This is a genomic window from Pseudomonas cistanchae, from assembly GCF_054483635.1.
In genome coordinates this window covers 48,284-74,218 of sequence record NZ_JBTLWN010000005.1, presented here as the reverse complement: position 1 = coordinate 74,218, position 25,935 = coordinate 48,284, and the positions used below count along the sequence as shown (strand labels likewise).

The 25,935-nt window shown below is 61.2% G+C and carries 23 protein-coding genes and 3 tRNA genes; 23 read left to right on the top strand and 3 right to left on the bottom strand.

Annotated elements, in window-relative coordinates:
- The first annotated feature begins 25 nt into the window (after positions 1 to 25).
- The 9 genes from ACX0MV_RS14680 (at position 26) to ACX0MV_RS14640 (ending at position 10,863) form a co-directional block, all read left to right on the top strand.
- On the top strand, positions 26 to 2,869 hold the full coding sequence (locus ACX0MV_RS14680) for a motility hub landmark protein FimV (RefSeq protein WP_458983266.1): 2,844 nt from the start codon (positions 26 to 28) through the stop codon (positions 2,867 to 2,869).
- Between the two features lie 3 nt (positions 2,870 to 2,872).
- Entirely contained in the window at positions 2,873 to 3,739 is an 867-nt protein-coding gene (gene truA, locus ACX0MV_RS14675) for a tRNA pseudouridine(38-40) synthase TruA (RefSeq protein ID WP_458983265.1), read from the top strand.
- A 49-nt stretch (positions 3,740 to 3,788) separates the two neighbouring features.
- On the top strand, positions 3,789 to 4,409 hold the full coding sequence (locus ACX0MV_RS14670; RefSeq protein ID WP_458983264.1) for a phosphoribosylanthranilate isomerase: 621 nt from the start codon (positions 3,789 to 3,791) through the stop codon (positions 4,407 to 4,409).
- A 198-nt stretch (positions 4,410 to 4,607) separates the two neighbouring features.
- Complete coding sequence (gene accD / locus ACX0MV_RS14665; protein ID WP_458983263.1) at positions 4,608 to 5,492, top strand: acetyl-CoA carboxylase, carboxyltransferase subunit beta; 885 nt, start codon at positions 4,608 to 4,610, stop codon at positions 5,490 to 5,492.
- Positions 5,489 to 6,796: a bifunctional tetrahydrofolate synthase/dihydrofolate synthase gene (gene folC / locus ACX0MV_RS14660; RefSeq protein WP_458983262.1), complete on the top strand. Its 1,308-nt coding sequence runs from the start codon at positions 5,489 to 5,491 to the stop codon at positions 6,794 to 6,796. The genes accD and folC overlap by 4 nt, the downstream gene beginning before the upstream one ends.
- Entirely contained in the window at positions 6,780 to 7,355 is a 576-nt protein-coding gene (locus ACX0MV_RS14655; protein ID WP_458983261.1) for an SPOR domain-containing protein, read from the top strand. Before folC ends, ACX0MV_RS14655 begins: the two co-directional genes overlap by 17 nt.
- 110 nt (positions 7,356 to 7,465) lie before the next feature.
- Positions 7,466 to 8,020 (top strand): CvpA family protein, encoded by a 555-nt coding sequence (locus tag ACX0MV_RS14650; RefSeq protein WP_458983260.1) that lies wholly within the window; start codon positions 7,466 to 7,468, stop codon positions 8,018 to 8,020.
- 45 nt (positions 8,021 to 8,065) lie between these two features.
- Positions 8,066 to 9,571 (top strand): amidophosphoribosyltransferase, encoded by a 1,506-nt coding sequence (gene purF, locus ACX0MV_RS14645; protein WP_458983259.1) that lies wholly within the window; start codon positions 8,066 to 8,068, stop codon positions 9,569 to 9,571.
- Between the two features lie 80 nt (positions 9,572 to 9,651).
- A complete protein-coding gene (locus ACX0MV_RS14640; RefSeq protein WP_458983258.1) occupies positions 9,652 to 10,863 on the top strand; it encodes an O-succinylhomoserine sulfhydrylase in 1,212 nt (403 codons plus the stop codon).
- A 57-nt stretch (positions 10,864 to 10,920) separates the two neighbouring features.
- Here ACX0MV_RS14640 and gspD read toward each other — a convergent pair whose 3' ends face one another.
- Together gspD and ACX0MV_RS14630 are read right to left on the bottom strand one after the other, a co-directional pair.
- Positions 10,921 to 12,900, bottom strand: coding sequence for a type II secretion system secretin GspD (gspD, locus tag ACX0MV_RS14635; RefSeq protein ID WP_458983257.1), 1,980 nt, complete (start codon positions 12,898 to 12,900; stop codon positions 10,921 to 10,923).
- 4 nt (positions 12,901 to 12,904) lie between these two features.
- On the bottom strand, positions 12,905 to 13,558 hold the full coding sequence (locus tag ACX0MV_RS14630) for a type II secretion system protein N (protein WP_458983256.1): 654 nt from the start codon (positions 13,556 to 13,558) through the stop codon (positions 12,905 to 12,907).
- A 231-nt stretch (positions 13,559 to 13,789) separates the two neighbouring features.
- Between ACX0MV_RS14630 and gspE the strand changes: the two genes are divergently transcribed.
- The 12 genes from gspE (at position 13,790) to ACX0MV_RS14570 (ending at position 21,708) form a co-directional block, all read left to right on the top strand.
- Positions 13,790 to 15,277 (top strand): type II secretion system ATPase GspE, encoded by a 1,488-nt coding sequence (gene gspE, locus ACX0MV_RS14625; protein WP_458983255.1) that lies wholly within the window; start codon positions 13,790 to 13,792, stop codon positions 15,275 to 15,277.
- Between the two features lie 3 nt (positions 15,278 to 15,280).
- The gene (gene xcpS / locus ACX0MV_RS14620) at positions 15,281 to 16,498 is read left to right on the top strand and encodes a GspF family T2SS innner membrane protein variant XcpS (protein ID WP_458983254.1); all 1,218 of its coding nucleotides are present in this window, start codon (positions 15,281 to 15,283) and stop codon (positions 16,496 to 16,498) included.
- Positions 16,498 to 16,929 carry a type II secretion system major pseudopilin GspG gene (gspG, locus tag ACX0MV_RS14615; protein WP_458983559.1) on the top strand — a complete coding sequence of 144 codons (432 nt, stop codon included), beginning with the start codon at positions 16,498 to 16,500 and terminating at the stop codon, positions 16,927 to 16,929. Before xcpS ends, gspG begins: the two co-directional genes overlap by 1 nt.
- A 5-nt stretch (positions 16,930 to 16,934) precedes the next feature.
- Positions 16,935 to 17,465, top strand: a complete 531-nt coding sequence (gene gspH, locus ACX0MV_RS14610; RefSeq protein WP_458983253.1) for a type II secretion system minor pseudopilin GspH — start codon at positions 16,935 to 16,937, stop codon at positions 17,463 to 17,465.
- Positions 17,462 to 17,854: a type II secretion system minor pseudopilin GspI gene (gene gspI / locus ACX0MV_RS14605; protein WP_458983252.1), complete on the top strand. Its 393-nt coding sequence runs from the start codon at positions 17,462 to 17,464 to the stop codon at positions 17,852 to 17,854. Before gspH ends, gspI begins: the two co-directional genes overlap by 4 nt.
- Positions 17,851 to 18,546 carry a type II secretion system minor pseudopilin GspJ gene (gene gspJ / locus ACX0MV_RS14600; protein WP_458983251.1) on the top strand — a complete coding sequence of 232 codons (696 nt, stop codon included), beginning with the start codon at positions 17,851 to 17,853 and terminating at the stop codon, positions 18,544 to 18,546. Before gspI ends, gspJ begins: the two co-directional genes overlap by 4 nt.
- Positions 18,543 to 19,511 (top strand): type II secretion system minor pseudopilin GspK, encoded by a 969-nt coding sequence (gene gspK / locus ACX0MV_RS14595; RefSeq protein WP_458983250.1) that lies wholly within the window; start codon positions 18,543 to 18,545, stop codon positions 19,509 to 19,511. Before gspJ ends, gspK begins: the two co-directional genes overlap by 4 nt.
- Complete coding sequence (gspL, locus tag ACX0MV_RS14590; protein ID WP_458983249.1) at positions 19,508 to 20,644, top strand: type II secretion system protein GspL; 1,137 nt, start codon at positions 19,508 to 19,510, stop codon at positions 20,642 to 20,644. Before gspK ends, gspL begins: the two co-directional genes overlap by 4 nt.
- Positions 20,645 to 20,646: 2 nt before the next feature.
- Positions 20,647 to 21,168: a type II secretion system protein M gene (locus ACX0MV_RS14585; protein ID WP_458983248.1), complete on the top strand. Its 522-nt coding sequence runs from the start codon at positions 20,647 to 20,649 to the stop codon at positions 21,166 to 21,168.
- 165 nt (positions 21,169 to 21,333) lie between these two features.
- Positions 21,334 to 21,409 (top strand) — tRNA-Val (locus tag ACX0MV_RS14580).
- A 50-nt stretch (positions 21,410 to 21,459) separates the two neighbouring features.
- Positions 21,460 to 21,536 (top strand) — tRNA-Asp (locus ACX0MV_RS14575).
- Between the two features lie 95 nt (positions 21,537 to 21,631).
- Positions 21,632 to 21,708 (top strand) — tRNA-Asp (locus tag ACX0MV_RS14570).
- 283 nt (positions 21,709 to 21,991) lie between these two features.
- Here ACX0MV_RS14570 and ACX0MV_RS14565 read toward each other — a convergent pair.
- Complete coding sequence (locus ACX0MV_RS14565; protein WP_458983247.1) at positions 21,992 to 23,029, bottom strand: AraC family transcriptional regulator; 1,038 nt, start codon at positions 23,027 to 23,029, stop codon at positions 21,992 to 21,994.
- Positions 23,030 to 23,254: 225 nt separating this feature from the next.
- Between ACX0MV_RS14565 and ACX0MV_RS14560 the strand changes: the two genes are divergently transcribed.
- Both ACX0MV_RS14560 and ACX0MV_RS14555 read left to right on the top strand, forming a co-directional pair.
- Complete coding sequence (locus ACX0MV_RS14560) at positions 23,255 to 25,291, top strand: oxidoreductase (RefSeq protein WP_458983246.1); 2,037 nt, start codon at positions 23,255 to 23,257, stop codon at positions 25,289 to 25,291.
- Positions 25,292 to 25,404: 113 nt separating this feature from the next.
- Positions 25,405 to 25,833: a nuclear transport factor 2 family protein gene (locus ACX0MV_RS14555; protein WP_458983245.1), complete on the top strand. Its 429-nt coding sequence runs from the start codon at positions 25,405 to 25,407 to the stop codon at positions 25,831 to 25,833.
- Positions 25,834 to 25,935 lie beyond the last annotated feature (102 nt).

The window sequence follows — 25,935 nt, the reverse complement described above, 5'->3', positions numbered from 1 at the left end:
AAAAGATAAAACAAGGGATAACGCTATGGTTCGGGTTCGCAAACTGGTGCTGGCAATCGCAGCTGCTTCGGCGCTGTCCTCCGGTATGGCGCACGCGCTTGGGCTGGGTGAGGTAACTCTGCAGTCCGCGCTTAATCAGCCGTTGGTGGCTGAAATAGAATTGTTGGAAGTGCGCGATCTTGCCTCCAACGAGGTGCTGCCGAACCTGGCGTCTCCTGAAGAATTCAACAAGGCGGGGGTTGACCGTCAGTTCTTTTTGACCGATCTCAAGTTCACTCCCGTACTTAAGCCGAATGGCAAAAGCGTCATTCGAGTGACCTCCAGCAAACCGGTGCGTGAGCCTTATGTGAACTTCCTGGTGGAAGTCCTTTGGCCCAACGGTCGTTTGTTGCGCGAATACACCCTGTTGCTAGACCCGCCGCTCTACTCGCCACAAACCGTCATTGCAGCCGCGCCACAACTGCCGATTGCCGCTCCAGCGCCGCGGCCGCAGGCGGCTAGCCCCGCTCCGCGTCCAGCCGCTCCGGTCAATGCTCCTGCTCCGCGCGCGCCTGTTGCCGCGCCAAGCGCGCTACAAGGTGGTGAGTACAAAACTACGTCGAACGACACGCTTTGGGAGATTGCCCAGCGTGTAGGCGGCGGTAGCGTTCATCAGACCATGCTGGCAATCCAGGATCTGAATCCGAATGCCTTTATTGGCGGCAACATCAACCGCATGAAAAATGGCCAGGTGCTGCGCTTGCCGGAAGGTCAGCAGGTTCAGAGCCGCAGCCGGGCTGAAGCCATTGCTCAGGTTACCGAGCAAAACAATGCCTGGCGCGAAGGTCGCAGCGTCGCCGCAGGCACGCGTCAACTGGATGCAACCAAGCGCACCACGGCTGGCGCGGCTCCTGCCGAGGCCAAAGCCCAGGACAGCCTGAAACTGGTCTCGCCGGACAGCGGTAAATCCACAGCCGGCAGCGATACCGGTGCGGCGGATAGCAAGGCGCTGACCGACAAACTGGCTGTTACCCAGGAGAGCCTGGATTCGACCCGCCGTGAAAACGACGAATTGAAAGGTCGGATGGATGATCTTCAGGGTCAGCTGGAAAAACTGCAGCGTCTGATTCAGCTCAAGGATGACCAGCTCGCCAAGCTGCAAGCCGAACTTGGCAAGCCGGCAGAGGTTCCGGCTGCAGTCACGCCACCTGCTGCCGAGGTCGCACCTGCTGTTCCTGCAAGCGCGACCACGCCTACAGCGCCGGAGGCTCCAGTTGCGCCGCCGGCTGCTGCGCCCGAGGGCGAGGCGACCGATTTCAACTACAGCGAAGAGCCAGTAGAAAAAAAAACTGAGTCCCCTGTAGATTCCACTACCCCACCTGCTGAAGTTGTGGAGCCTGTCACGGCAGAGCCTGCTGCTCCTCCAGTAGTGACACCCGCAACTCCGGCCCCAGCTGCCCCGGCAGTGACTCCAGTAGCTGATGAGCCGGTAGCGGGCCCCTTCGATGATATTCTTGCCAACCCAATGATCTTGGGCGTCGCGGGTGGCGGGGCCCTGCTTTTGCTGTTGGTTGGGTTGATGATGCTGTCGCGTCGCAACGCCATGAAGGAAGCTGAGCTGCAGGAGCAGCTGGCTGCTGGCAGCAACGATATTGATTACACCGCTGACTCCACGCTGCCGGCCGATAGCTTTGAGAGCTTTCCAGATGAGCTGGGCGAGAGTGAGTTCGACCGTGAGGCCGGTGAAGAGCGGGTAACCGCGCAAACTGGCGACGCTCTGGGCGAAGCCGATATCTACATTGCCTATGGCCGTTTCAATCAGGCTGCCGAGCTGTTGCAGAACGCCATCAATGATGAGCCTCAGCGCAGCGACCTGCGGCTGAAACTCATGGAGGTTCATGCCGAACTGGGCGATCGCGACGGATTCGCCCGCCAGGAAAGCGAGCTGCGCGAAATCGGTGGGGTGAATCCGGAAATCGAGCAGCTTAAAGGCCGTTATCCGGCAATGGCACTTGCGGCTGCTGGAGCGGGATTTGCTGGCGCCTCAGTTGCTGACGATATCGACGCGTTCAGCTTGGATGACCTGACTTTGGACGAGCCAGCGCCAAGTCAGCCTACTGCTGCTAGCGACCTTGATGACGAGTTTGACTTAAGCCTGGATGATCTCGAATCCGAGCTAGACCGTGACCTGCAGGCCTCTGGCGACAATTCCTTGGCCGATCTGGATAGCTTCTCTCTCGACAGCGACCTGGATTTCAATACCCCGGCTGCGCCTGCTGCCGACAAGACAAACGACCTCGATTTCATGCTGGATGCGCCGGCCACTAGTGACAGCAACGAATTCAGTTCCGATCTGGCTGACTTCAGCCTGGACCTGGATGCTGAAAGCAAGCCTGCAGCCGCGGCTCCCGAAGACGAGTTCCTGCTCAGCCTGGATGAGCCAGATGCAGGCCATGACTTCGCCGGGCTGGGTTCGGATGCGCCAAGCACCGTTGCCGCAGACAACGAGTTCGATCTGCCTGCCGATTTCGATCTGTCCTTGAACGAAGAAGCGCCAGCGCAGCCAAGCGCCGACAGCTTCGCCGCTCAGCTCGATGAAGTAACCGCAGACCTTGATCAGCTGTCCGAAAGCCTGGACCAGCCATTTGCTGCCGATGCCTTCGACGAGCCGGTCGCCAGTTCGCCGCAGCCGGTCAGCCTTGACGAAAGCGACGACGATTTCGACTTCCTTTCCGGTACGGATGAAACCGCTACCAAGCTCGACCTCGCACGTGCCTATATCGACATGGGTGATACCGAAGGTGCCCGCGATATCCTTGATGAGGTGATTGCCGAAGGCAATGATGGTCAGCAGCAGGAAGCACGCGAGTTGATTGGCAAACTGGTTTGATACATGTCTGATGCAACTCCTACAACGGCAGCCGAATCGGCTGCCGTTGGCGTTTATAAAGTCGCCCTCGGTGTTGAATACAAAGGCTCGCGCTACCGTGGCTTTCAGCGCCAGCGGGCGGGTGTGCCTTCAATTCAGGAGTCGCTGGAAAAAGCACTCAGCAAAGTTGCTGGAGGCGCTTCGGTAACCTTGAGTTGCGCCGGTCGCACCGATGCGTTGGTGCATGCCAGCGCTCAAGTGGTGCATTTCACCACACCGGTCGAGCGCTCCACCCATGCATGGGTGATGGGCGCCAATATGAATTTACCTGCCGACATCAGCGTGACCTGGGCCAAGCTCATGCCTGCGCACTTCGATGCGCGCTTTTGCGCCATGGCGCGACGTTATCGCTATGTGATCTACAACGATCAGATCCGCCCTGCGCATATGGCCGAAGAGGTTACCTGGAATCATCGTCCGCTGGATATCGAGCGGATGCGCGAAGCGGCCGAGGCCCTTGTCGGTACCCATGACTTCAGCGCGTTTCGCGCCCGGCAATGCCAGGCGAAGTCTCCGGTCAAGACAGTCCATCACCTCAAGCTGCTTCAGCACGGCCGTTTTATCGTTCTGGACATTCGCGCCAACGCGTTCCTGCATCACATGGTACGTAATATTGCGGGTGTTCTGATGACGATCGGCGCGGGCGAGCGCCCCGTGGAGTGGGCGCGGGAAGTGCTGGAGACTCGCATAAGGCGCACTGGCGGGGTGACGGCGCACCCCTACGGGCTCTACCTGGTGCAAGTCGACTACCCAGCCGAGTTCGATTTGCCCAAACGCTATCTGGGTCCTCACTTCCTTTCCGGGTTACCGGATGTAGCGGCTGACGGGTAGGGCGTCATTTGCTACCATCCGACCATCCTTTAGCTGGAGTTGTCGCCAGTTGTCAGCCGTTCGTAGCAAGATCTGTGGGATTACCCGCATACAAGATGCACTCGTCGCTGCCCAGGCCGGCGCAGACGCCATTGGGTTGGTGTTTTACCCGGCCAGCCCGCGTGCGGTGACTATTCGACAAGCGCAGGAAATAATTGCCGCGCTGCCACCTTTCGTCACCACAGTCGGGCTTTTTGTAGATGCCAGCCGCGCTGAGCTGGACGAGGTGCTTGCAGCGGTACCGCTGGACCTTCTGCAGTTTCATGGTGATGAGTCGCCAACGTTCTGCGAAAGCTTCAACCGCCCGTATATCAAAGCGTTACGGGTCAAGCCGGATGGTGATCTAGACGCAGAAATTGCCCGGTATTCCGGTGCCTCGGGAATCCTGCTCGATACGTTCGTTCCGGGAGTGCCTGGCGGTACTGGTGAGGCGTTCGATTGGGCGTTGGTGCCGCGCGGTTCGAAGCGCGCGATCATTCTCGCGGGGGGCTTGACGCCAGCGAATGTTGCCGCCGCTATCGAACAGGTGCGGCCGTATGCTGTGGATGTCAGCGGGGGAGTCGAGGCTGGCAAAGGGCTCAAGGACCCCGCAAAAATCAAAGCATTCCTGCACGCCGTCAACTCCGTTTAAGGTCTGATGAGATGTGACGGCATTCCAGGCATTGCCGTCCATAACCCAGTTGTAGAACGCTGCAGCAGCGCTTTTTTTGTGGTCCTGGGTGGCGGGTTTCATACCGGCCCCTGCTGAGACTGCCCGTGAATTCGCTTGCATATGTTTGGCCTCGTTGCCGAACGTATATGCCAGCTACTGTTTTGGAGAATCGAGAGCATGAGCAACTGGTTGGTAGATAAGCTGATTCCATCGATCATGCGATCCGAGGTCAAGAAGAGCTCGGTTCCTGAAGGGCTATGGCATAAATGTCCATCCTGTGATGCCGTGCTATATAAACCGGAGTTGGAAAAGACTCTGGATGTCTGCCCGAAATGCAATCACCACATGCGTATTGATGCCCGCGCCCGTCTGGATATATTCCTTGACGCCGATGGGCGGGAGGAAATCGGCGCTGAGCTCGAGCCGGTTGACCGGCTGAAGTTCCGTGATAGCAAGAAGTACAAGGATCGTTTAGTCGGTGCGCAGAAGCAGACGGGTGAAAAGGATGCGCTGATCGCCATGCGCGGCACCCTGGAGTCCATGCCGGTAGTCGCCTGTGCTTTCGAGTTTTCGTTTATGGGCGGCTCGATGGGTGCTGTCGTTGGCGAGCGCTTTGTGCGTGCCGCCAATGTAGCCCTGGAGCAGCGGTGCCCCTTGGTATGTTTTTCCGCCTCGGGCGGCGCACGCATGCAGGAGGCGTTGATCTCCTTGATGCAGATGGCCAAGACGTCCGCGGTGCTGGCGCGTTTGCGTGAAGAGGGGATTCCTTTTATCTCTGTGCTTACCGATCCGGTATACGGCGGCGTTTCTGCCAGCCTGGCCATGCTGGGCGATGTGATTGTTGCGGAGCCGCGCGCCCTGATCGGCTTTGCCGGTCCGCGCGTGATCGAGCAAACCGTGCGTGAAAAACTGCCGGAAGGTTTCCAGCGCAGCGAGTTTCTCCTGGAGCATGGGGCGATCGACATGATCATCCACCGTGAAGAATTGCGCCCGCGTCTTGCCCGGCTGCTCGCACAACTGATGCACCTACCATCACCCGTCACGCTGCCGGTCACTGCATGATCGAAAGATCCCTGGCCGATTGGCTGGCGTACCTGGAGCACCTGCACCCAACAACGATTGAGATGGGGTTGGAGCGCTGCAGGGCGGTGGCGCAGCGCTTGGGTCTCGGCAAGCCTGCGCCTCGGGTGATCACTGTTACTGGTACCAACGGCAAGGGTTCGACCTGCGCATTCCTGGCTGAGCTGCTGCGTGAGCAGGGACTCCAGGTGGGCGTCTACAGTTCGCCCCATTTGTTGCGATACAACGAGCGCGTGCAGGTTGCAGGTCGTGAGGCCAGCGACGACGAATTATGCGAAGCGTTCTGCGCAGTCGAGGCCGCCCGCGCCGACACCTCGTTGACCTACTTTGAGATGGGCACCCTGGCAGCTTTCTGGCTATTCCAGCGAGCAGCGCTGGATGTAGTCGTTCTGGAGGTCGGTCTGGGCGGGCGGCTGGATGCGGTCAATCTGATTGATGCGGACCTGGCGCTGGTGACCAGCATTGGCCTGGACCATGCCGAGTGGCTGGGCGATACCCGTGAATCAGTTGCTTACGAGAAGGCCGGGATCTTTCGCCCTGGTCTGCCTGCATTATGTGGCGACCTCGATCCGCCGTTACCGCTGCTGGAACAGGTTGCGCTTCTGGATTCGCCCCTGTTTCTACGCGGGCGCGACTACGACCTGAGCATCAGCGAGAATGCCTGGCACTGGTACGGATTATCCGCAGATGGGCAGGTTCTGCGTCTGGACGCGCTGCCATTGCTTGATTTGCCCATGGAAAACGCTGCCCTTGCCATTCAGGCGTATGCATTGCTGGGGTTGCCCTGGCGGCAAGAGTCCATTGTCGAAGCCTTGCGGCGCACGCGGGTAACTGGCCGGCTAGATCGCAGACAGATCAACTGGCACGGCAAGCAGCTCACACTGCTGCTTGATGTTGGGCATAATCCCCACGCTGCTGATTTTCTGGCACAGCGCCTAGCGTCGCGGGTCATCCCTGGCAGGCGTCTGGCGGTGTTCGGCTTGCTGGCCGACAAGGATTTGGCAGGCGTGCTGCAGCCGCTTTTAAGCGAGGTGGCGGAATGGGCCGTAGCGCCTCTTCTGACCAGCCGCACCCGTTCAGCCGCCGAATTGCTGGTGCACCTGCAGAATAAACGCGCGCAGGCGAGTGCTCATGTCTCCGTTCTGGCGGCATTGGAGGCACAATGCGAGCGCGCTTCGGCGGACGATGAAATTCTGCTGTTCGGATCTTTTTACTGCGTTGCCGAGGCCTTGGAATGGTTGGCCCGTCACGCCAATGGGGATGTGCAGGATGGCTTTGCTGGATAAAGGGTTGAAACAGCGCATGGTCGGGGCACTGGTGCTCGTGGCGCTGGCGGTCATTTTTCTGCCGATGCTGCTTTCGCGTGAAGACGAGTTGCGTCGTGTGGCAGTTGATGCGCCTGCAATGCCGCAGGCTCCGAGCATGCCTGAGGTTGAAATGCAGCCGGTTATCGTGCCCGAGCCGCAAGTATTACCGGACGAACCCGTTCCTGCGGACCCGGCTATTGCCGTCGCCGCACCGGTCGAGACGCCTGCGCCCGTCGCCGAAACCGCGCAGCCAAGCGCGCCGGTAGCACCGCCGGCGAGTCGTCTGGATGCCAACAGCCTGCCGGTGAGCTGGTCGGTGCAGCTGGCCAGCCTTTCCAGCAAGGAAGGTGCGCAAAGCTTGCAGAAGACGCTGCGTAGCCAGGGCTACAACGCCTACATCCGTTCGGTCGATGGAATGAACCGGGTTTTTGTCGGGCCTTTGATTGAGCGCGTCGAAGCCGATCGGTTGCGTGACCAACTGAATCGTCAGCACAAGCTCAACGGGTTTGTCGTGCGCTTTCAGCCTGAGCACGGCTAGCAGGCCCGTCATCCACCTGGGTCGCTTTTCGACGGCTAGCCAATCCTTTGCTTACCCCCGGGCAGGGGCTCTGATAAAATGCAGCGCCTTTTCCGTCGGTAACCTGCATCGTGGCATTCACCTGGGTCGATTGGGCGATTATCGCCATCATCGCCGTATCGAGTCTGATCAGTCTGAGTCGTGGTTTCGTTAAAGAAGCCCTGTCCCTGCTCACCTGGATCATCGCCGGGGTGGTTGCCTGGATGTTCGGCGGCGCACTGTCGCATCATCTCAGCGGGTTGATCGAGACGCCTTCGGCTCGAGTCATCGCCGCCTGCGCCATACTCTTTATCGTCACCCTGCTGGTGGGTGCGCTGATCAACTATCTGATCGGCGAGCTGATTCGTGTCACGGGCTTATCCGGCACGGATCGCTTTCTCGGCATGGTGTTCGGCGCCGCGCGGGGCGGTTTGCTGGTTGTAGTGCTGGTGGGGCTGCTCAGCCTGGCGCCGGTACAGGAAGATCCCTGGTGGCAGCAGTCCACGCTGTTGCCGCACTTTTTAATGGTTGCGGACTGGTCGAAGAACCTCATTTTGGGGATGTCCAGTCAGTGGCTTGCTAGCGGCATCAGTGCACCTGCTGAGCTGCCGTTCACAGACGCACTTATGCAGCCTAAACAGCCATAAGCGCGTCGGATTTCGCCTGTTTCACTCAAGTAGGGGTTGCGTCGCATGTGTGGCATTGTCGGCATCGTCGGTAAATCGAACGTCAATCAGGCGCTGTACGACGGCCTGACCGTCCTCCAGCATCGCGGCCAGGACGCTGCCGGTATCGTTACTAGCCATGACGGCCGGTTGTTCTTGCGCAAAGACAACGGCCTGGTGCGGGATGTCTTCCATCAGCGTCACATGCAGCGTCTGGTTGGGCACATGGGCATCGGCCACGTGCGCTACCCGACAGCCGGCAGCTCCAGCTCGGCCGAAGCGCAGCCGTTCTATGTCAACTCGCCCTACGGCATCACCCTGGCGCACAACGGCAACCTGACCAACGTCGAGCAGTTGGCCAAGGAAATTTACGAGTCCGACCTGCGCCACGTGAACACCAATTCCGATTCGGAAGTGCTCCTCAATGTGTTCGCCCACGAATTGGCTCAGCGCGGCAAGCTGCAACCCACCGAGGAAGACGTGTTCGCTGCTGTCACCGACGTGCATGAGCGTTGCCGCGGCGGTTATGCAGTGGTGGCGATGATTACCGGTTACGGCATCGTCGGTTTCCGCGACCCCAACGGTATCCGTCCGATCGTTTTCGGCCAGCGTCATACCGATGAAGGCGTGGAGTACATGATCGCCTCGGAAAGCGTTTCGCTGGACGTACTCGGCTTTACCCTGATCCGCGACCTGGCGCCGGGCGAGGCGGTGTACATCACCGAGGACGGCAAGCTTTCGACCCGTCAGTGCGCAAGCAATCCGCATTTCTCGCCCTGCATCTTCGAGCACGTCTACCTCGCGCGTCCCGACTCGATCATGGACGGCGTCTCGGTGTACAAGGCGCGCCTGCGGATGGGCGAAAAGCTCGCCGAGAAGATACTTCGCGAGCGGCCGGACCACGATATCGATGTGGTCATCCCGATTCCCGATACCAGCCGGACCTCGGCACTTGAGCTGGCCAATCACCTGGGCGTGAAGTTCCGTGAAGGCTTCGTCAAGAACCGCTACATCGGCCGCACCTTCATCATGCCGGGGCAGGCTGCGCGCAAGAAGTCGGTGCGGCAGAAGCTCAACGCCATCGAGCTGGAGTTCCGCGGCAAGAATGTGATGCTGGTGGACGATTCCATCGTGCGCGGCACCACCTGCAAGCAGATCATTCAGATGGCCCGCGAAGCAGGCGCGAAGAACGTGTATTTCTGTTCGGCGGCGCCGGCAGTGCGTTACCCGAATGTCTATGGTATCGACATGCCGAGTGCCCACGAGCTGATCGCCCACAATCGCAGCACCGAAGAGGTGGCCGAGCTGATCGGCGCCGATTGGCTGGTGTACCAGGACCTCAACGATCTGGTCGAAGCGGTCGGTGGCGGCAAGGTCAAGATCGAACAGTTCGACTGCGCGGTGTTCGATGGCAAGTACGTCACCGGTGATGTCGACGAGCATTACCTGAACAAGATCGAGCAGGCGCGCAACGACGCGACCAAGGTCAAGTCTCAGGCGGTCAGTGCGATCATTGATCTGTATAACAACTGAATGCGCACGCCAGGCTCGATAGAGGCTGGCGCTGCAGGTGCCCGGATCTGCCCGGGCTTCGCTTTGGGTGAGGTAGTGCTATGACGCAAGAGTGGGATGCAGGCCGCCTCGACAGCGACCTGGAAGGGGTCGGTTTCGACACCCTGGCCGTGCGCGCAGGGCAACATCGCACAGCCGAAGGGGAGCACAGCGAGGCCCTGTTTCCGACCTCGAGTTATGTGTTTCGTACCGCTGCCGACGCTGCGGCGCGCTTTGCGGGCGAAGTCCCCGGCAACGTGTACTCGCGTTACACCAACCCCACCGTAAGGGCCTTCGAAGAGCGCATCGCTGCGCTGGAAGGCGCTGAACAGGCAGTCGCCACATCGTCTGGCATGTCCGCCATTCTCGCCATGGTCATGAGTCTGTGCAGTGCGGGCGACCATGTGCTGGTCTCACGCAGTGTGTTCGGCTCGACCATCAGCCTGTTCGAGAAGTACCTCAAGCGCTTTGGTGTACAGGTCGATTATGTCCCCTTGGCGGATTTAACCGCCTGGGCACAAGCCTTCAAACCCAATACCAAATTGCTGTTCGTCGAGTCGCCGTCGAACCCATTGGCCGAGTTGGTCGATATCGCCGCGCTGGCCGAGATCGCCCATGGCAAAGGCGCGCTGCTAGCCGTGGACAACTGCTTCTGCACGCCTGCGTTGCAACAGCCGATCAAGCTGGGTGCGGACATCATCATGCATTCGGCGACCAAGTACATCGACGGGCAGGGCCGCAGCATGGGTGGTGTGGTGGCGGGCCGCGCGGAGCTGATGAAGGAAGTGGTCGGTTTCCTGCGGACCGCCGGGCCGACGCTCAGTCCGTTCAATGCCTGGATTTTCCTCAAGGGCCTGGAAACGTTGCGCGTGCGCATGCAAGCCCATTGCGCCAGTGCGCAGCAGTTGGCCGAGTGGCTCGAGCAGCAGCCGGGTGTTGAGCACGTCTACTATGCCGGGCTGCCCAGCCATCCGCAGCACGAGCTGGCCAAGCGGCAGCAATCGGCGTTTGGCGCGGTCGTCAGTTTCGAGGTCAAGGGGGGCAAGGAAGCGGCGTGGCGTTTCATCGACGCGACCCGGGTGATTTCCATCACCACCAACCTGGGCGACACAAAAACCACCATCGCCCATCCGGCTACAACCTCCCATGGCCGCTTGTCACCGGCTGAGCGCGCCAATGCCGGGATTCGCGACAACCTGATTCGAGTGGCGGTTGGGTTGGAAGACCTTGCGGACTTGAAAGCGGATCTGGCACGTGGTCTGGCGGCGTTGTAAGCCGCAGCGCAGACAAAAAAGCCTCGGCAGTGACCGAGGCTTTTTTATGCCTGCCGACTACTGGCGCAAATCGATGGTCGGCGCTTGCGAGCCATTCGACGTCGAGCCGCTCGAATCGAACAGTGTTTCCGCTTCGACGGGCAGAACTCCCGGCTTGTAGTCCTCGCGGATGTCGCCAAGGACGCGAATGTCGCTGTATTTCTGCCCGGAAAGCGCCGCCATGCCCGCCGCATCGCGAATTACCGTTGGCCGCAGGAAGACCATGAGGTTGCGTTTGATCCGGGTGTCACGGGTCGAGCGGAACAGCTTGCCCAGCAGCGGAATATCCCCCAGCAGTGGGACCTTCGAGTGGGTCTGGGTGACGTCATCCTGAATCAGTCCGCCCAGCACGATGACCTGGCCGTTCTCGGCTAGGATGGTGCTTTTAATCGAGCGCTTGTTGGTAATCAGGTCAACTGCATTGACGCCCTGAGTGGTTGGCGCAATCGACGAAATTTCCTGCTCGATCTCCAGCCGCAGGCTTGCGCCGTCATTGATGTGCGGGGTGACCTTGAGCGTCACGCCAATGTCCTGGCGTTCGATGGTGGTAAAGGGGTTGTCCGCGCCAGAGGCACTGGTGGTGAACGAGCCGGTCTGAAACGGGACGTTCTGCCCCACCAGAATCTCCGCCTTCTGATGGTCCAGCGTCAGCAGACTAGGTGTCGACAGCAGGTTGCTCTTGGTGTTGGAGGAGAGCGCGGTGATCAGCACGCCAAAGCTGTCGGTGCCAAGGCCGATGATCGCGCCGTCGGGCAGGTTCAACGATGTGCCATCGGCGCTATCGGTATCGTTACCGCGGTCCTGAATGGCCTGCAGCACCGTACCTACCGACAGCCCGGTGTTGCCGAAATTGACCCCGCCCAGGCCGCCGGTGCTGCCGCGCGCGTCCACCGCCCATTGCACACCCAGCGCATCAGTGACGTCGCCGGACACCTCGACGATGGCTGCTTCCACCATGACCTGAGCGCGTGGTACGTCGAGCTGGCGAACGATGTCCTCCAGCGTCGCGACCAGGTCTGGTGGCGCCAGCAGCACCAGTGCGTTGAGGCTTTCGTCCGCACGAATCAGGATGTTCTGGGTAGGCGCAGTTGCGGCCTCGCCGCCTTCTGGCGTGGTCAATCCTTCCGATATCTCGCCCAGGGTTTCCGCGAGTGCCTTGGCGTCGTTGTGCCGTAGGCGAATCACCCGAGTGTTGGCCGAGCGACTGGTCGGCGTGTCGAGGGACTGCGCCAGTGCCAGCATCTTCGCCCTGGCTGCAGGCGGCCCGAGCAATATCAGGCGGTTGGTGCGGGCATCGGCGATGACCTGGGTGCCCGTCGCGCCTTTGGCCTGGCCTCGTTCCAGGGCATTTCTCACCACTTCAGCGGTGTCCATGACCCAAGCGTGCTTGAGGTCCAGGACGCTGTAATCGTTCTGCCCCTTCTGATCGAGCTGCCTGAGCAGGTCTTCGATTCGTTCGATGTTGGCGCTGCGGTCGCTGATGATGATGGCGTTGGCAGAGGTCACCGCGGCGAGGTGGCCATATTGCGGAACCAGCGGGCGCAGCAGGGGAATCAGCTCGGTCGCCGAGCCGTGCTGAACCTGGATCAGGCGGGTTTCCAGGCGGTCAGGTGCAGGATTGCCGCTACCGGCGTCGGCCTTGGCTTCCGCGTTCGGCACGATGCGCGCCTGGTCGCCCTGGGTGATCACGCTGAAACCGTGGGTTGCCATGACCGAAAGAAACAGCTGATACACCTCGCTCAAGTTCAGCGGTGTGCTGGAGATCACACTGACCTGGCCCTTTACCCGCGGGTCGACGACAAAGGTCTCCCCGCTGATCTGAGCGATCTGGTCGATGAATTCACGAATATCCGCACCCTTGAGGTTGATCGTCCAGGATTCCTCCTGCTGATTGGTGCTTTGCGGCGCTGGCGTGATGGCGGCGCTCAGTGGCAGCGGGGTGATGACAAGACCTGCAGCAAGCAGGGCGAAGGAGAGGCGTGAAAAGATCGGGAGCATGGGTTCAGTCGCTTTCCGTAGGCTGATCGGTGGGCTCGACATCGGTCGGCAAGGTACCAGAAGCCTCCATCTGCTGACGCAAGGCATCCATGCGTTCACGCAGTAGGGACATGTCTTCGGCTTCCATTTCGTCAAGTTCCTCGACCGAACTGCGGGTCTCATCGGCGGGGACGTAAATCATGCTGTCATCGCTGGCCTGACGCTGAGGGAACGCCAGACTTTCTCTGCGGCCGTTGCGCATCAGTTCGACACGGTCCGTGAAAACCGCAGACAGGCGAACGCCGCCAGTGACTTCGGCATCAATGCCATAGCGCTGTGGATCACTGCCTTCGCGGCGAATAATAGCGGTGGAGCGCGCTGGATCGGCATGCACGAAGCTGCCAAGCAGGGTCAGGTTCATCTGGGTGGCGGGCGCCGCACCATCGCTGCTCTGGCTACTACTGCCGAACAACTGGTCGAGGTTCTGGTAGGCGGCAACCTCGGGTTGCTGCTGCAGGCCTTGTTCGTCGGCAACTGTCGGTGCGCGTAGCACGCGCAACCAGTTAGCCGTCTGCCAGGCCAAGCTGATACTCATGGCCAGGATCAGCGCTATCGCTACCAGACTGGTGGCGTGCAACTTTATCCAGCGCTGAGTAGCCAAAAGAGGCAAGGGCGTCACTCCGTTAGATTTCTTGTGTGGTGTGTATCGCGCGCCGATGATAGACACTTGGCGCGCATTTGACAGCCCCCCTGTCGGGGTGGTGTAACCTGCGACACTGTTGTGCTAAAGATAGTGCCGCATTTGCGTTAAATGACTACAACTCTCATCAATCATTAACGGCGGTACATCACCGTTATCGGGTCTGCAGCCCGGTATGGTGTTCACTTTTTAGTCTTAAGGCCTTCCTGGATGAATGCTTCGCTCTATCAGACTCCTCTGCGCCGCCTGCCGTTCAGCTTTGCCAAACGCCACGGCGTAGTTCTGCTGATCGATGCCACTCCCCCCTGTTTAGCGCACCGTCCTCAGGTCGAGTTGGTCGCCTTGGCCGAGGCACAGCGTTTCGTTGGTCGCCAGTTACCGTTGCGCATGCTGCCCATCGAGGCATTCGAGCAGGCGTTGGCAAGGGCGTATCAGCATGAGTCTGGCGCCATGCAACTGGCCGAAGGGCTAGGGGGCAGTCTGGACCTCGCCGCGTTGGCTGAGCAGGTGCCGGAAACCGAAGATCTGCTTGAGCAGGAAGACGACGCGCCGATCATTCGTCTGATCAACGCCATCCTCGGCGAAGCGATCAAAGAGGATGCATCGGACATTCACCTGGAAACCTTCGAGAAGCGCCTGGTCGTGCGTTTCCGTGTCGATGGTGTGCTGCGTGAAGTGCTTGAGCCGAAGCGCGAGTTGGCCGCGTTGCTGGTATCGCGGATCAAGGTTATGGCGCGCCTGGATATCGCCGAGAAGCGTATCCCCCAGGACGGCCGCATTTCCCTGAAGGTCGGTGGGCGCGAGGTGGATATTCGCGTGTCCACCTTGCCGTCGGCCAACGGCGAGCGGGTAGTGCTGCGTTTGCTCGACAAGCAGGCCGGGCGCCTGAATCTGCAGCATCTGGGCATGAGCGCGCGGGACCGTCAGGTGATGGAGGAGACCGTACGCAAGCCCCACGGCATCCTGCTGGTCACCGGTCCCACGGGCTCTGGTAAAACCACCACGCTCTACGCGAGCCTGGTCAGTCTGAACGACCGCACGCGCAATATTCTTACCGTTGAAGACCCGATCGAATACCACCTCGAAGGCATCGGCCAGACCCAGGTCAACCCCAAGGTCGACATGACCTTCGCTCGCGGGCTGCGCGCCATTTTGCGTCAGGACCCGGACGTGGTGATGGTCGGCGAGATTCGCGACAAGGAAACCGCCGAGATCGCCGTGCAGGCGTCCTTGACTGGTCACCTGGTGCTATCGACGCTGCACACCAACAGCGCGATCGGCGCCATCACCCGTCTGGTGGACATGGGTATTGAGCCGTTCCTGCTGTCCTCCTCGTTGCTGGGGGTGCTCGCGCAGCGGTTGGTACGTGTGCTGTGCCCACAGTGTAAAGAGGCTTATCAGGCTGATGCGGCCGAGTGCGCGGTGCTGGCGGTGTCGCCCGATCAGCCGCCGACGCTCTATCACGCCCGTGGCTGCAGCGAATGCCACCAGCAGGGGTACCGCGGCCGGACCGGTATCTATGAATTGGTGGTGTTCGACGACCGCCTGCGCACGTTGATCCACAACGCGGCTTCCGAGCAGGACATGACCCGCCACGCCCGTGCACTGGGGCCGAGCATCCGCGATGATGGCCGGCGCAAGGTGCTCGAAGGCGCGACCACGATCGAGGAAGTATTGCGCGTGACGCGGGAGGACTAGCGCGTGGCCGCGTTCGAATACCTCGCCCTCGACGGCAAAGGCCGTCAGCAGAAAGGCGTGCTGGAAGCCGATAGTGCCCGTCAGGTGCGGCAGATCTTGCGCGAACGGCAGCTCGCGCCGCTCGACGTCAAAGCCACGCGCACCCGCGGGAACGCGGCCGGTGGCAGCCATTTCAGTTTTACCCGCGGGTTGTCTGCACGGGACCTGGCGCTGCTCACCCGGCAGTTGGCGACTTTGGTGCAGGCGGCTCTGCCGATCGAGGAAGCGCTGCGTGCCGCGGCGGCCCAGGCCGGTACGCCGCGCATCCAGGGCATGCTCCTGGCGGTGCGCGCGCGGGTGCTGGAAGGCCATGACTTGGCCAGTAGTCTCAAGGAGTTTCCCGCAGCCTTCCCCGAGTTGTATCGCGCCACCGTAGCGGCCGGCGAGCATGCGGGCCACCTGGGCCCGGTGCTGGAACAGCTGGCCGATTACACCGAACAGCGCCAGCAGTCGCGGCAGAAAGTTCAACTGGCGCTGCTTTATCCGATGATCCTGATGTGCGCCTCGCTGCTGATCGTCGGCTTCCTGCTCGGGTACGTGGTGCCAGATATCGTGCGGGTATTCGTCGATTCCGGACAAACCCTGCCGGGACTTACCCGCGGCCTGATCGCCCTCAGCGAATGGGTGAAGAACTGGGGCTGGCTGGCGGTGATTGTCGCCGTGCTGAGCTTTTTCGCCATGCGCTTCGCCCTGCGTGACGACGCGGTGAAGCTGCGTTGGCACCGCTTCCTGTTACGCGTCCCGCTGGTCGGCAAGCTTATTCGCGCTACCGATTGCGCGCGCTTCGCCTCTACCCTGGCGATTCTGACCCAAAGCGGGGTGCCGTTGGTCGAGGCCCTGGGCATCGGCGCTGAGGTGATCGTCAACCGGGTGATCCGCGCCGAAGTAGTGATCGCCGCGCAGAAGGTCCGCGAGGGTGGCAGCCTGACTCGCGCGCTGGAGGCCAGCGGACAGTTCCCGCCAATGATGATGCACATGATCGCCAGCGGCGAACGTTCAGGTGAACTGGATCAAATGTTGGCGCGTACGGCGCGCAATCAGGAAAACGACTTGGGTGCCCAGGTGTCTCTACTGGTGGGGCTGTTCGAGCCTTTCATGCTGGTGTTCATGGGCGCAGTGGTGTTGGTCATCGTTCTGGCCATCCTGATGCCAATTCTGTCTCTCAATCAACTGGTGGGGTAATTAGGGTGAATAAGCGTCAAACGGGTTTCACACTTATCGAAATCATGGTCGTCGTGGTCATTCTCGGTATCCTCGCCGCCCTGGTGGTGCCGCAGGTAATGAGCCGGCCAGACCAGGCCAAGATCACCGTGGCCAAGGGCGACATCAAGGCCGTGGCCGCGGCGTTGGACATGTATAAGCTGGACAACCATGCCTACCCAAGCACCCAACAGGGTCTCGAAGCGCTGGTGAAGAAGCCGTCCGGCAACCCGCAACCGAAGAACTGGAACCGCGACGGTTACCTCAAGCGTCTGCCGGTCGACCCGTGGGGCAACGTTTATCAATACCTGGCACCCGGTACCAAGGGCGCGTTCGACCTCTACTCGCTCGGTGCCGACGGCAAGGAAGGCGGTAGCGAGCAGGATAGCGACATCGGTAACTGGGACCTCTAAGCGGCATGCGCGCGACCCGCGGATTCACCCTGATCGAGCTGCTGGTCGTGCTGGTGATTATCGGCGCGCTGATCGGCCTGGCTACGCTCAGCATGGGCATAGCCGGGCCGTCTCGCGAACTGCGCAATGAAGCCGAACGGCTGGCCGGCCTGATTGGCGTACTGGCGGAGGAAGCGGTGCTGGATAACCGCGAGTACGGCGTGTACCTGACCGACAAAAGCTACCAGGTACTGCAATACGACCCGCAAACCGCGAAGTGGCGTGCGCTCGATGACGAGCCCCACAGCATTCCCGCCTGGGCCGAGCTGCGGGTCGAGTTGGAGGGGGACGCGCTGCAACTGCCTCAGCCCGCCGGCGAGGAGGATGAAAAAGCGGCGAAAACGCCTCAGCTGTTGATGCTCTCGAGCGGCGAAATCAGCCCGTTCAGCTTGCGCCTGAGCGAGCGGCGTAAGGATGGCATGCGCCTGGTGCTGTCCAGCGATGGCTTTCGTCTGCCCACCGTCGAAGTGGAAGGCCAGCAGGGCCGTGCCGGATGAAATCGTGCCGCGGGTTCACCCTGCTTGAAGTGCTGGTCGCCCTGGCAATCTTTGCCTTGGTCGCCGCCAGCGTGCTGACGGCCAGCGGGCGCAGCCTGCAAACCGCCGCCAAACTGGAAGATAAAACCCTGGCGATGTGGATCGCCGATAACCGTCTCACCGAGCTGCAGTTGGCCGAATCGCCGGCTGATGATGGCAGGGATCAAGGTGAGCTGGAATTCGCCGGCCGTCGTTGGCAGTGGCAAAGCGAAATACAGGCAACCAGCGAGCCGAGCATGCGCCGGGTTACCTTGTGGGTGGCGCCACGGCCCGAGCGCGGTGCGACTGGCGGCGATCTGCGCGAGCGTTCGGTAGTCAGCCTGAGCGGCTTTCTTGGGGCGCCGCAATGAAGCGCTCCGCCGGATTCACCCTACTTGAGCTGCTGATAGCGATCGCCATCTTTGCCCTGCTCGGGTTGGCCACTTACCGCATGCTCGACAGCGTGCTGGGCACCGACGCCACTACCCGCGCCCATGAGTTGCAGCTGCGTGAGCTGGTGCGCGGGATCGCGGCGTTCGAGCGCGACATTCTGCAAGTCATCACCCGTCCCGCACGGGATCCATTCGGCGAGTCGCGTCCCGCGCTGTTGGGCGAAGAAGGCGAAAACGTCGCGATCGAGCTGACCCGTACTGGCTGGCGTAACCCGCTGGGGCAACCGCGTGCGACGTTGCAGCGGGTCCGTTGGCAGCTGAGCGGCGAGCAGTTGCAGCGGCGCTATTGGAACGTGCTCGATCAGGCCCAGGACAGCGAGCCCCAGGTGCAGCAGGTGCTCGATGGCGTCACCCGACTCGAGCTGCGCTACCTGGACGACGACGGCAACTGGCAAACGGGGTGGCCGTCCAACGAGCAAAGCGGCGACGAACAGCTCGCTCAGCTGCCCATCGCCGTGGAGCTGATACTGGAACACCGGCGTTATGGCGAGCTGCGCCGGGTTCTGCGGTTGCCCGATGTGTTGCCGAAACAAACTGAGCAGCCACCCTCGGATGAGCAGCCTGGAACAGGCGAACCGGTCGATGAACCGCCCCGGGATCCGGCGCCATGAGAACCCAGCGGGGCATGGCCCTGATCACGGTAATGCTGGTGGTGGCGGTGGTGACTGTGGTGTGCGCCGGCATCATTGCGCGTCAGCAGCTGTCGATTCGCAGCAGCGCGAATCAGCTGCACGTGCGCCAGGCCTGGCATTACGCCCTGGGTGGTGAAACCCTGGCGAAAGCGGTGCTGAAGCGCGACCTGCGCGAGGATGAATCGCGGCCGCCGATCGATCATCTCGGTGAACTGTGGGCCAGGCCCTTGGCGTCTTTCAGCCTGGATGAAGGCGGCGAGCTGAGTGTTCGCATCGAAGACCCCAGTGGGCGATTCAATCTCAATAGCCTGGTGCGTGAGGACGCGCCGAGCAACGATGCGGCGGTGGCGCAGTTCCGCCGTCTGCTGCTGGGGTTGCAGATCGAGCAACCTTACGCCGACCGCCTGGTGGACTGGCTGGATGCCGATCAGGAGCCAAACGGTGGCTACGGCGCGGAAGATAACCAATACCTATTGGCCAAGCCGCCATACCGGGCCGCAAACCGGGCCCTGGCTGACGTGTCGGAATTGCGCCTGCTGCTGGAAATGAGCGAAGTCGATTACCGGCGTCTGTTGCCTTTCGTCAGCGCATTGCCGGCTGATACGAGCCTGAACGTCAACACCGCGCCGGCGCGGGTGATCGCCAGCCTGGCGGATGGCATTCCCCTGAGCACCGCCGAGGCAGTGGTGGCAAACCGCGGCAAGCAGGGTTACCGGGACCTGGAGGCTTTTAAACGGCAACTGCAGGGGCTTGATCTGCAAGGGCAGGCGATTGCACTCGGCAGCCAATATTTTCAAGTGATCAGCGAGGTCACCGTTGGGGATCGCCGGCAGATTTTACGCAGCACCCTGCAACGCGCCAGCGATGGCAAAGTGTTTGTTATAGCCCGTGATCTGGGGCAGGGCGGCATTACGCCCACGCCCATCGAGGAAGTCGAGCAATGAGTCAATCGTGTGTATTTTTGCCGCCCATTGCCAGTCTTGGTGCGGACGCCGAGCTACCCGTGCAGCGGGTTCAGGCGGACATCAGTGAGCGGTTGTCATTTGCCGAGGCGGTTGCCGAACTCGACAGCGCCTGGACCCTGGTGCTGCCAGTTGAGGCGGTCACCGCCTGCGCCGTGCGTCTGCCGACACAGAAGGCCCGTTGGTTACGCCAGGCCCTGCCGTTCGCAGTAGAAGAGCTGCTCGCCGAGGACGTCGATCAGTTGCACCTGGCGTTGGGCGATGTGCTGGAGGACGGCCGTCACCGGGTGTTTGCCGTGCGCCGCGCCTGGCTCGCGGATTGGCTGGCGCTATGCCCGACATCACCACAGTCGATTGCCGTGGATGCCGATCTGCTGCCCCATGAAGGAACCCAGTTGTTGCAGGCGGAGTCGCGCTGGCTGCTTGGCGGCGTCGATGTTGCCCGTATGGCTATCGCGGGCGAGGAGTGGGCTGGGCTGGCGGGCATCTGCCCACATCCGCATATCGCCTACCGAGCGGCGCAGCAGGAAGAACTGGCGGCAGTCGATGAGGCCCCGGTTATCGAGGACGCGTACCGGTTTCTGGCGCAGCAGAAAGTCACCAACAACTTGGCGCAGGGCGATTTCGCTACCCAGCAAAGCAGCGGCGACTGGCAGCGCTGGCGGCCGCTGGTCGGCTTGCTTGGTCTGTGGCTGGTTTTGCAATGGGGCTTCAACCTGGCCCAGGGCTGGCATCTGCAGCGCCAGGCCGACAGCTATGCCCAGGCCAGTACCGACCTCTACCGTGAGTTGTTTCCACAGGACAGCAAGCTGATCAACCTGCGTGCGCAGCTGGATCAGCACCTGGAGGCTGCCAGTGGCAGCGGCCAGGGTCGCTTGCTCGGCCTGCTGGCGGAAGTCAATCAGGCGCTGGGTGCTGAAGGTGCACCTGTGCAGATCGAGCAGCTGGATTTCAGTGACATCCGCGGCGATCTCGCCATGCAGGTTCGTGCGCCGGGTTTTGCCGAGCTCGAGCGTTTGCGTGAGCGCCTGCAAGAAACCGGGTTGGCGGTGCAGATGGGGTCGGCCAGTCAGGAAGAGTCCGGTGTCAGCGCGCGCCTGGTGATAGGAGGATGAACATGGGACTGGATGCGTTGACATCGCCATTCACGGCACAGCTGGAAAATTCTCAGCTGGCGCAACGCTGGCGTGGCCTGGCGCCGCGAGACCGAATGTCGCTCGGTTTGCTGGGGTTGTTTCTCGGGTTGGTGGTGCTGTACCTGCTGCTCTGGCAGCCGGTTCAGCAGCGGGTGGCTGCCGCGCAAAGCGCGTTCGAACAGCAGCGCGACCTGTATGCCTATCTGCAGGCCAAGGCGCCGCAGGCGCGCAACCTGGTCAGCAAGCCGAAGGTTAGCGTCGATCCGGCGAGGCTGCAGGGTCTGGTCACCGCCAGCGCTGCCGAACAAGGTCTTTCCATCGAGCGAATGGACAGCGACGGTGATGGTGCGGTGCAGGTCAGTTTGCAGGCAGCGCCTTTCGCTCAACTGCTGCGCTGGTTCGCCGTGCTTGAAGAGCAGGGCGTGCAGATTGCCGAGGCGGGTCTGGATCGCGGTGAAGAAAATCAGGTAGCGGCGCGCCTCAACCTGCGCGTTGCGCCCTGAATCCGGCGTGGGCGGCTAAGGATGAATCCGCCTGCGATGGCAGCGACTGCCGTAGCGGCATGGTTGTTTTCGCTGGCTTTTTTATCTCGCGATACGAGAAAAAACTTAAGCCGAGTGTTGACTTAGGTGAGGCCGCCAAGTAGATTGCGCGCCTCGCAAAGCGATGGGTGATTAGCTCAGCTGGGAGAGCATCTGCCTTACAAGCAGAGGGTCGGCGGTTCGATCCCGTCATCACCCACCACTCTTTGCGGATTTAAGATCGAAAATTTCGGACGCAAGTCCGACCGACGCGCAGCGGTAGTTCAGTCGGTTAGAATACCGGCCTGTCACGCCGGGGGTCGCGGGTTCGAGTCCCGTCCGCTGCGCCATATTTTCCATGTCGAGTTCGCTCGGTATGAGGTCAAACAACCGGATGGTTGCCTGGCCAGAAGCAAGAGTTCTACGGACGCAAGTCCACCGACACGCAGCGGTAGTTCAGTCGGTTAGAATACCGGCCTGTCACGCCGGGGGTCGCGGGTTCGAGTCCCGTCCGCTGCGCCATATATGAAGCCCTCAGGTAGCGATACCTGAGGGTTTTTTATTGCGTGCGATTTATCGTCATCGCTTATTCATCCGGGACTTTTAAACTTATCAGGTGGTCATTGTTTGCCACGTTAATTATCTGAGAGTTTTCTATGGACGATTATCAGGAAGAGCTGCTGGAGTCGCGCCCGTTCGATGAGGATGGGCTCGAACCGGTGGAAGACGCTACCGAGCTTTAGCGCCCGTTGCGCAGCCGTTCCGGATGTTCGCGCTGGTGGGCTCGTGCAGCTGCCGCGTGTTCTCAGGCGTTCTTACGCTGAGTACGGCGGAACTCGCCTGGGGTCTGTTGATTCCAGCGTTTGAACGCGCGCTGGAACGCCTCGGCGGATGCGAAGCCGAGCAGATAGGCGATCTCGCCGAACGCCAGTTCGGTGTCGCGGATATAGGCCATGGCCAGGTCGCGGCGGGTTTCGTTGAGGATGGTGCGAAACTGCGTGCCTTCTTCGGCCAGCTTGCGGCGCAGCGTCCAGCTTGGCAGCTGCAGACGCGCAGCGACTTCCGACAGGTCCGGCTCGCGCCCATGCAGCAGTGGGCCCAGCAATTGAGTGATGCGCTCGCGCAGGCTGCGGGTGCGCGTCAGCTGTTCCAGCTCGCGTTCGCAGATTTCGATCATGTGTTTCCAAGTGCTTGGGCAGTGTTCGGGGTTGCGCAGGTTGAGGGTGGTTTTGCTCAGGCGCAGACGGTTGTCGGCGCAGCCGAATTCGACGGCGCAACCGAACGCTTCCGCGTAGCGTTCGCTGTAGCTGGGCTGAGCGAATTCGATCTGCACTTTCTCCACTGGCAGGCGCTGGCCGGTGAGACTCCCCAACTGCTGCATCCAGCTGCTCAGCACCGAATCGACCACGAACCGGTTGTAGGCGTTGTAGGGGCTGATCGAATAGAACCGCAGCCAGGCGCCTTGGCTGTCTTCGCTCAGGCTGGATTGGCCGCGGTAGTTAGAAGCGTACAAAGGTTCGAAGCGGGTCAGTGCCCAGGCCGCGTCCCTCACCGTGGGCGCTTGCGCGGCGCTGAGTCCGGCCAGGCCCGCCTGACTCAGTCGGGTCAGCTGGCCCATCAGCAGACCCAGGGCGGGTTCGCCGGTTTGCTGAATGGCGTTGTAACCCAGGCGCATGTACCGCGGGATCGATAAGCGTGCGCGCGCCTCGGCCATCCGCGCGGCGTCGAAGCCATAGCGCTCCAGCAGCGGCTGAGGGTCCTGGCCAAGCTGGGTCATCGCATCGGCCAGGCTATGGATAAAGCCAACGGAAAGATCGCCCAGGCGAACCCGTGGAGTTTTCATGGTGGGGTGCCGCCTCGAGTCAATATCGGCGCCTTACGCGCTGCGTTCTCAGGGTAAGTATTTCGCAGGGGATTGCCAAGGCGGGCTGTAACTTAAGATCAATAAGTTGTCACTTTGGGTCATTGAGCCGTTTCGCATGGCTCTTTATCGTCTAGCGCATACCGACTGTGGCCCTTGGAGGTCACGGCACTTCCGTGAAATATGCCGATCGATGTGGAGAGTCCTATGACCACCGCCCATTACCCGCACCTGCTTGCTCCGCTGGACCTTGGTTTCACCACCCTGAAGAACCGCACACTGATGGGCTCCATGCATACCGGCCTGGAAGAGAAGCCCGACGGCTTCGAGCGGATGGCGGCCTATTTTGCCGAGCGTGCGCGTGGTGGGGTTGGCCTGATGGTCACGGGTGGTATCGGCCCTAACGAGGAGGGGGGGGTTTATTCCGGCGCGGCGAAACTGACCACCGTCGAGGAAGCCGAGAAACACAAGATCGTCACCCGCGCCGTGCATGAAGCAGACGGCAAGATCTGCATGCAGATCCTGCATGCGGGTCGTTACGCCTACAGCCCGAAATCCGTAGGGCCGAGCGCGATTCAGGCGCCGATCAACCCGTTCAAGCCCAAAGAGCTGGACGAGGAAGGCATCGAGAAGCAGATTAAGGACTTCATCAACTGTTCGCTGCTGGCCCAACAGGCTGAGTACGATGGCGTCGAGATCATGGGTTCGGAAGGCTACTTCATCAACCAGTTCCTGGCGGCCCACACCAACCATCGTACCGACCGTTGGGGCGGCAGCTACGAAAACCGCATGCGCCTGCCGGTGGAAATCGTCCGCCGCGTGCGCGAGGCCGTCGGCCCGAACTTCATCATCATTTATCGTTTGTCGATGCTCGACTTGGTCGAAGGCGGCAGCACCTGGGACGAGATCGTCCTGCTGGCCAAGGCCATCGAAAAGGCCGGCGCGACCATCATCAACACCGGTATCGGCTGGCACGAAGCGCGTATCCCGACCATCGCCACCAAGGTGCCGCGCGCGGCCTTCACCAAGGTCACCGCCAAGTTGCGCGGTGAGGTGAACATTCCGCTGATTACCACCAACCGCATCAACACGCCGGAAGTGGCCGAACAAGTCTTGGCTGAAGGCGACGCCGACATGGTCTCCATGGCCCGGCCGTTTCTCGCTGACCCGGATTTCGTCAACAAAGCTGCCGCAGGCCGTAGCGATGAGATCAACACCTGCATCGGCTGCAACCAGGCCTGCCTGGATCACACCTTCGGTGGCAAGCTGACCAGCTGCCTGGTCAACCCGCGCGCCTGCCACGAGACCGAGCTGAACTACATCCCCACCACCGCGGTGAAGAAGATCGCCGTGGTCGGCGCCGGTCCGGCGGGCCTGTCCGCGGCTACTGTGGCCGCCGAGCGTGGCCATAGCGTGACCCTGTTCGATTCGGCCAGCGAAATCGGCGGCCAGTTCAACGTGGCCAAGCGCGTGCCGGGCAAGGAAGAGTTCTTTGAGACCCTGCGCTACTTCAAGCGCAAGCTGGAAACCACTGGTGTCGATGTGCGCTTGAACACCCGCGTCTCGGCAGATGACCTGGCCAAGGGCGGCTTTGACGAGATCATCCTGGCCACCGGTATCGCTCCGCGCACGCCGGAAATTCCAGGGGTCGACAACCCAAAAGTCATCAGCTACCTGGACGCCATCCTGCAGCGTAAGCCCGTGGGGCAGACGGTCGCCGTGATCGGTGCCGGCGGCATCGGCTTCGATGTGTCCGAGTTCATCACCCACCAGGGAGAAGCCACCAGCCTCAACCGTGAAGCTTTCTGGAAAGAGTGGGGGATCGACACCCAGCTCGAAGCCCGTGGCGGCGTCGCCGGCATTCAGGCTGACGTGCACGCGCCGGCACGCCAGGTGTATCTGCTGCAACGCAAGAAGTCCAAGGTCGGCGACGGCCTGGGCAAGACCACTGGCTGGATTCACCGTACCGGCCTGAAGAACAAGAACGTGCAGATGCTCAACAGCGTCGAGTACGTGAAGGTCGACAACGACGGTTTGCATATCCGTGTCGGTGAAGGCGAGCCGCAGCTGTTGCCGGTGGATACGGTGATCATCTGCGCTGGCCAGGACCCGCTGCGCGAGCTGCAGGACGGGCTGGTCGCGGCGGGGCAGAACGTGCACCTGATTGGCGGCGCCGATGTAGCGGCCGAGCTCGATGCCAAGCGCGCCATCAATCAGGGCTCGCGCTTGGCGGCGGCGCTTTAAATCCTGCCCGGTGCTGGCGTGCGAGATCCTGATCAGGTTTAACGCTGGCTGGCACCGAGCTTTTGCACCGCTCACAACAACAAAAAGGTTCATAACCATAAGAGGTGCCGTGTATGTCCGCTCTAGCCGTGCAACCTCAGGCTGCCGTTACGCTTGCGCAATGGCATGACCTGATCGCCAAGAATGACCTGAGTGCCTTGCCGGGCCTCCTGCATCCGCAGGTGGTGTTTCGCTCGCCGATGGCCTTCAAGCCTTATGCCGGGGCGCCGGTGGTGTCGATGATCCTCAACACCGTGAGCAAGGTGTTTGAAGGGTTCACCTACTACCGTGAGCTTGTCAGCGAAGATGGCCTGAGTGTGGTGCTGGAATTCAGCGCCGAGGTCAATGGCCGCGAGCTTAAGGGCATCGATATGATTCGGTTCGACGAGCAGGGAAAGATCGTCGAGTTCGAGGTGATGATCCGCCCCATGAGCGGTTTGCAGGCGCTTGGCGAGGAAATGGGCGCGCGCCTAGGGCCGTTCCTGGCGGCCGCAAAGCGCTGATTCGTTGCACTAATCCCATCACACTTTCGCGCTGTCGCCGGCCTGCCCAGGTTTGGCGGCAGAGGCGACTGCCAACCCAGTCACATTGCTGGCGTTGGTTTT

Excerpts from the sequence above, each read along its gene's own strand:
- ACX0MV_RS14680 (WP_458983266.1), top strand. The coding sequence starts at position 26 with ATGGTTCGGGTTCGCAAACTGGTGCTGGCAATCGCAGCTGCTTCGGCG.
- truA (WP_458983265.1), top strand. The coding sequence starts at position 2,873 with ATGTCTGATGCAACTCCTACAACGGCAGCCGAATCGGCTGCCGTTGGC.
- accD (WP_458983263.1), top strand. The coding sequence starts at position 4,608 with ATGAGCAACTGGTTGGTAGATAAGCTGATTCCATCGATCATGCGATCC.
- folC (WP_458983262.1), top strand. The coding sequence starts at position 5,489 with ATGATCGAAAGATCCCTGGCCGATTGGCTGGCGTACCTGGAGCACCTG.
- ACX0MV_RS14655 (WP_458983261.1), top strand. The coding sequence starts at position 6,780 with ATGGCTTTGCTGGATAAAGGGTTGAAACAGCGCATGGTCGGGGCACTG.
- purF (WP_458983259.1), top strand. The coding sequence starts at position 8,066 with ATGTGTGGCATTGTCGGCATCGTCGGTAAATCGAACGTCAATCAGGCG.
- ACX0MV_RS14640 (WP_458983258.1), top strand. The coding sequence starts at position 9,652 with ATGACGCAAGAGTGGGATGCAGGCCGCCTCGACAGCGACCTGGAAGGG.
- gspD (WP_458983257.1), bottom strand. The coding sequence starts at position 12,900 with ATGCTCCCGATCTTTTCACGCCTCTCCTTCGCCCTGCTTGCTGCAGGT.
- gspE (WP_458983255.1), top strand. The coding sequence starts at position 13,790 with ATGAATGCTTCGCTCTATCAGACTCCTCTGCGCCGCCTGCCGTTCAGC.
- gspH (WP_458983253.1), top strand. The coding sequence starts at position 16,935 with ATGCGCGCGACCCGCGGATTCACCCTGATCGAGCTGCTGGTCGTGCTG.
- gspI (WP_458983252.1), top strand. The coding sequence starts at position 17,462 with ATGAAATCGTGCCGCGGGTTCACCCTGCTTGAAGTGCTGGTCGCCCTG.
- gspJ (WP_458983251.1), top strand. The coding sequence starts at position 17,851 with ATGAAGCGCTCCGCCGGATTCACCCTACTTGAGCTGCTGATAGCGATC.
- gspK (WP_458983250.1), top strand. The coding sequence starts at position 18,543 with ATGAGAACCCAGCGGGGCATGGCCCTGATCACGGTAATGCTGGTGGTG.
- gspL (WP_458983249.1), top strand. The coding sequence starts at position 19,508 with ATGAGTCAATCGTGTGTATTTTTGCCGCCCATTGCCAGTCTTGGTGCG.
- ACX0MV_RS14585 (WP_458983248.1), top strand. The coding sequence starts at position 20,647 with ATGGGACTGGATGCGTTGACATCGCCATTCACGGCACAGCTGGAAAAT.
- ACX0MV_RS14565 (WP_458983247.1), bottom strand. The coding sequence starts at position 23,029 with ATGAAAACTCCACGGGTTCGCCTGGGCGATCTTTCCGTTGGCTTTATC.
- ACX0MV_RS14560 (WP_458983246.1), top strand. The coding sequence starts at position 23,255 with ATGACCACCGCCCATTACCCGCACCTGCTTGCTCCGCTGGACCTTGGT.
- ACX0MV_RS14555 (WP_458983245.1), top strand. The coding sequence starts at position 25,405 with ATGTCCGCTCTAGCCGTGCAACCTCAGGCTGCCGTTACGCTTGCGCAA.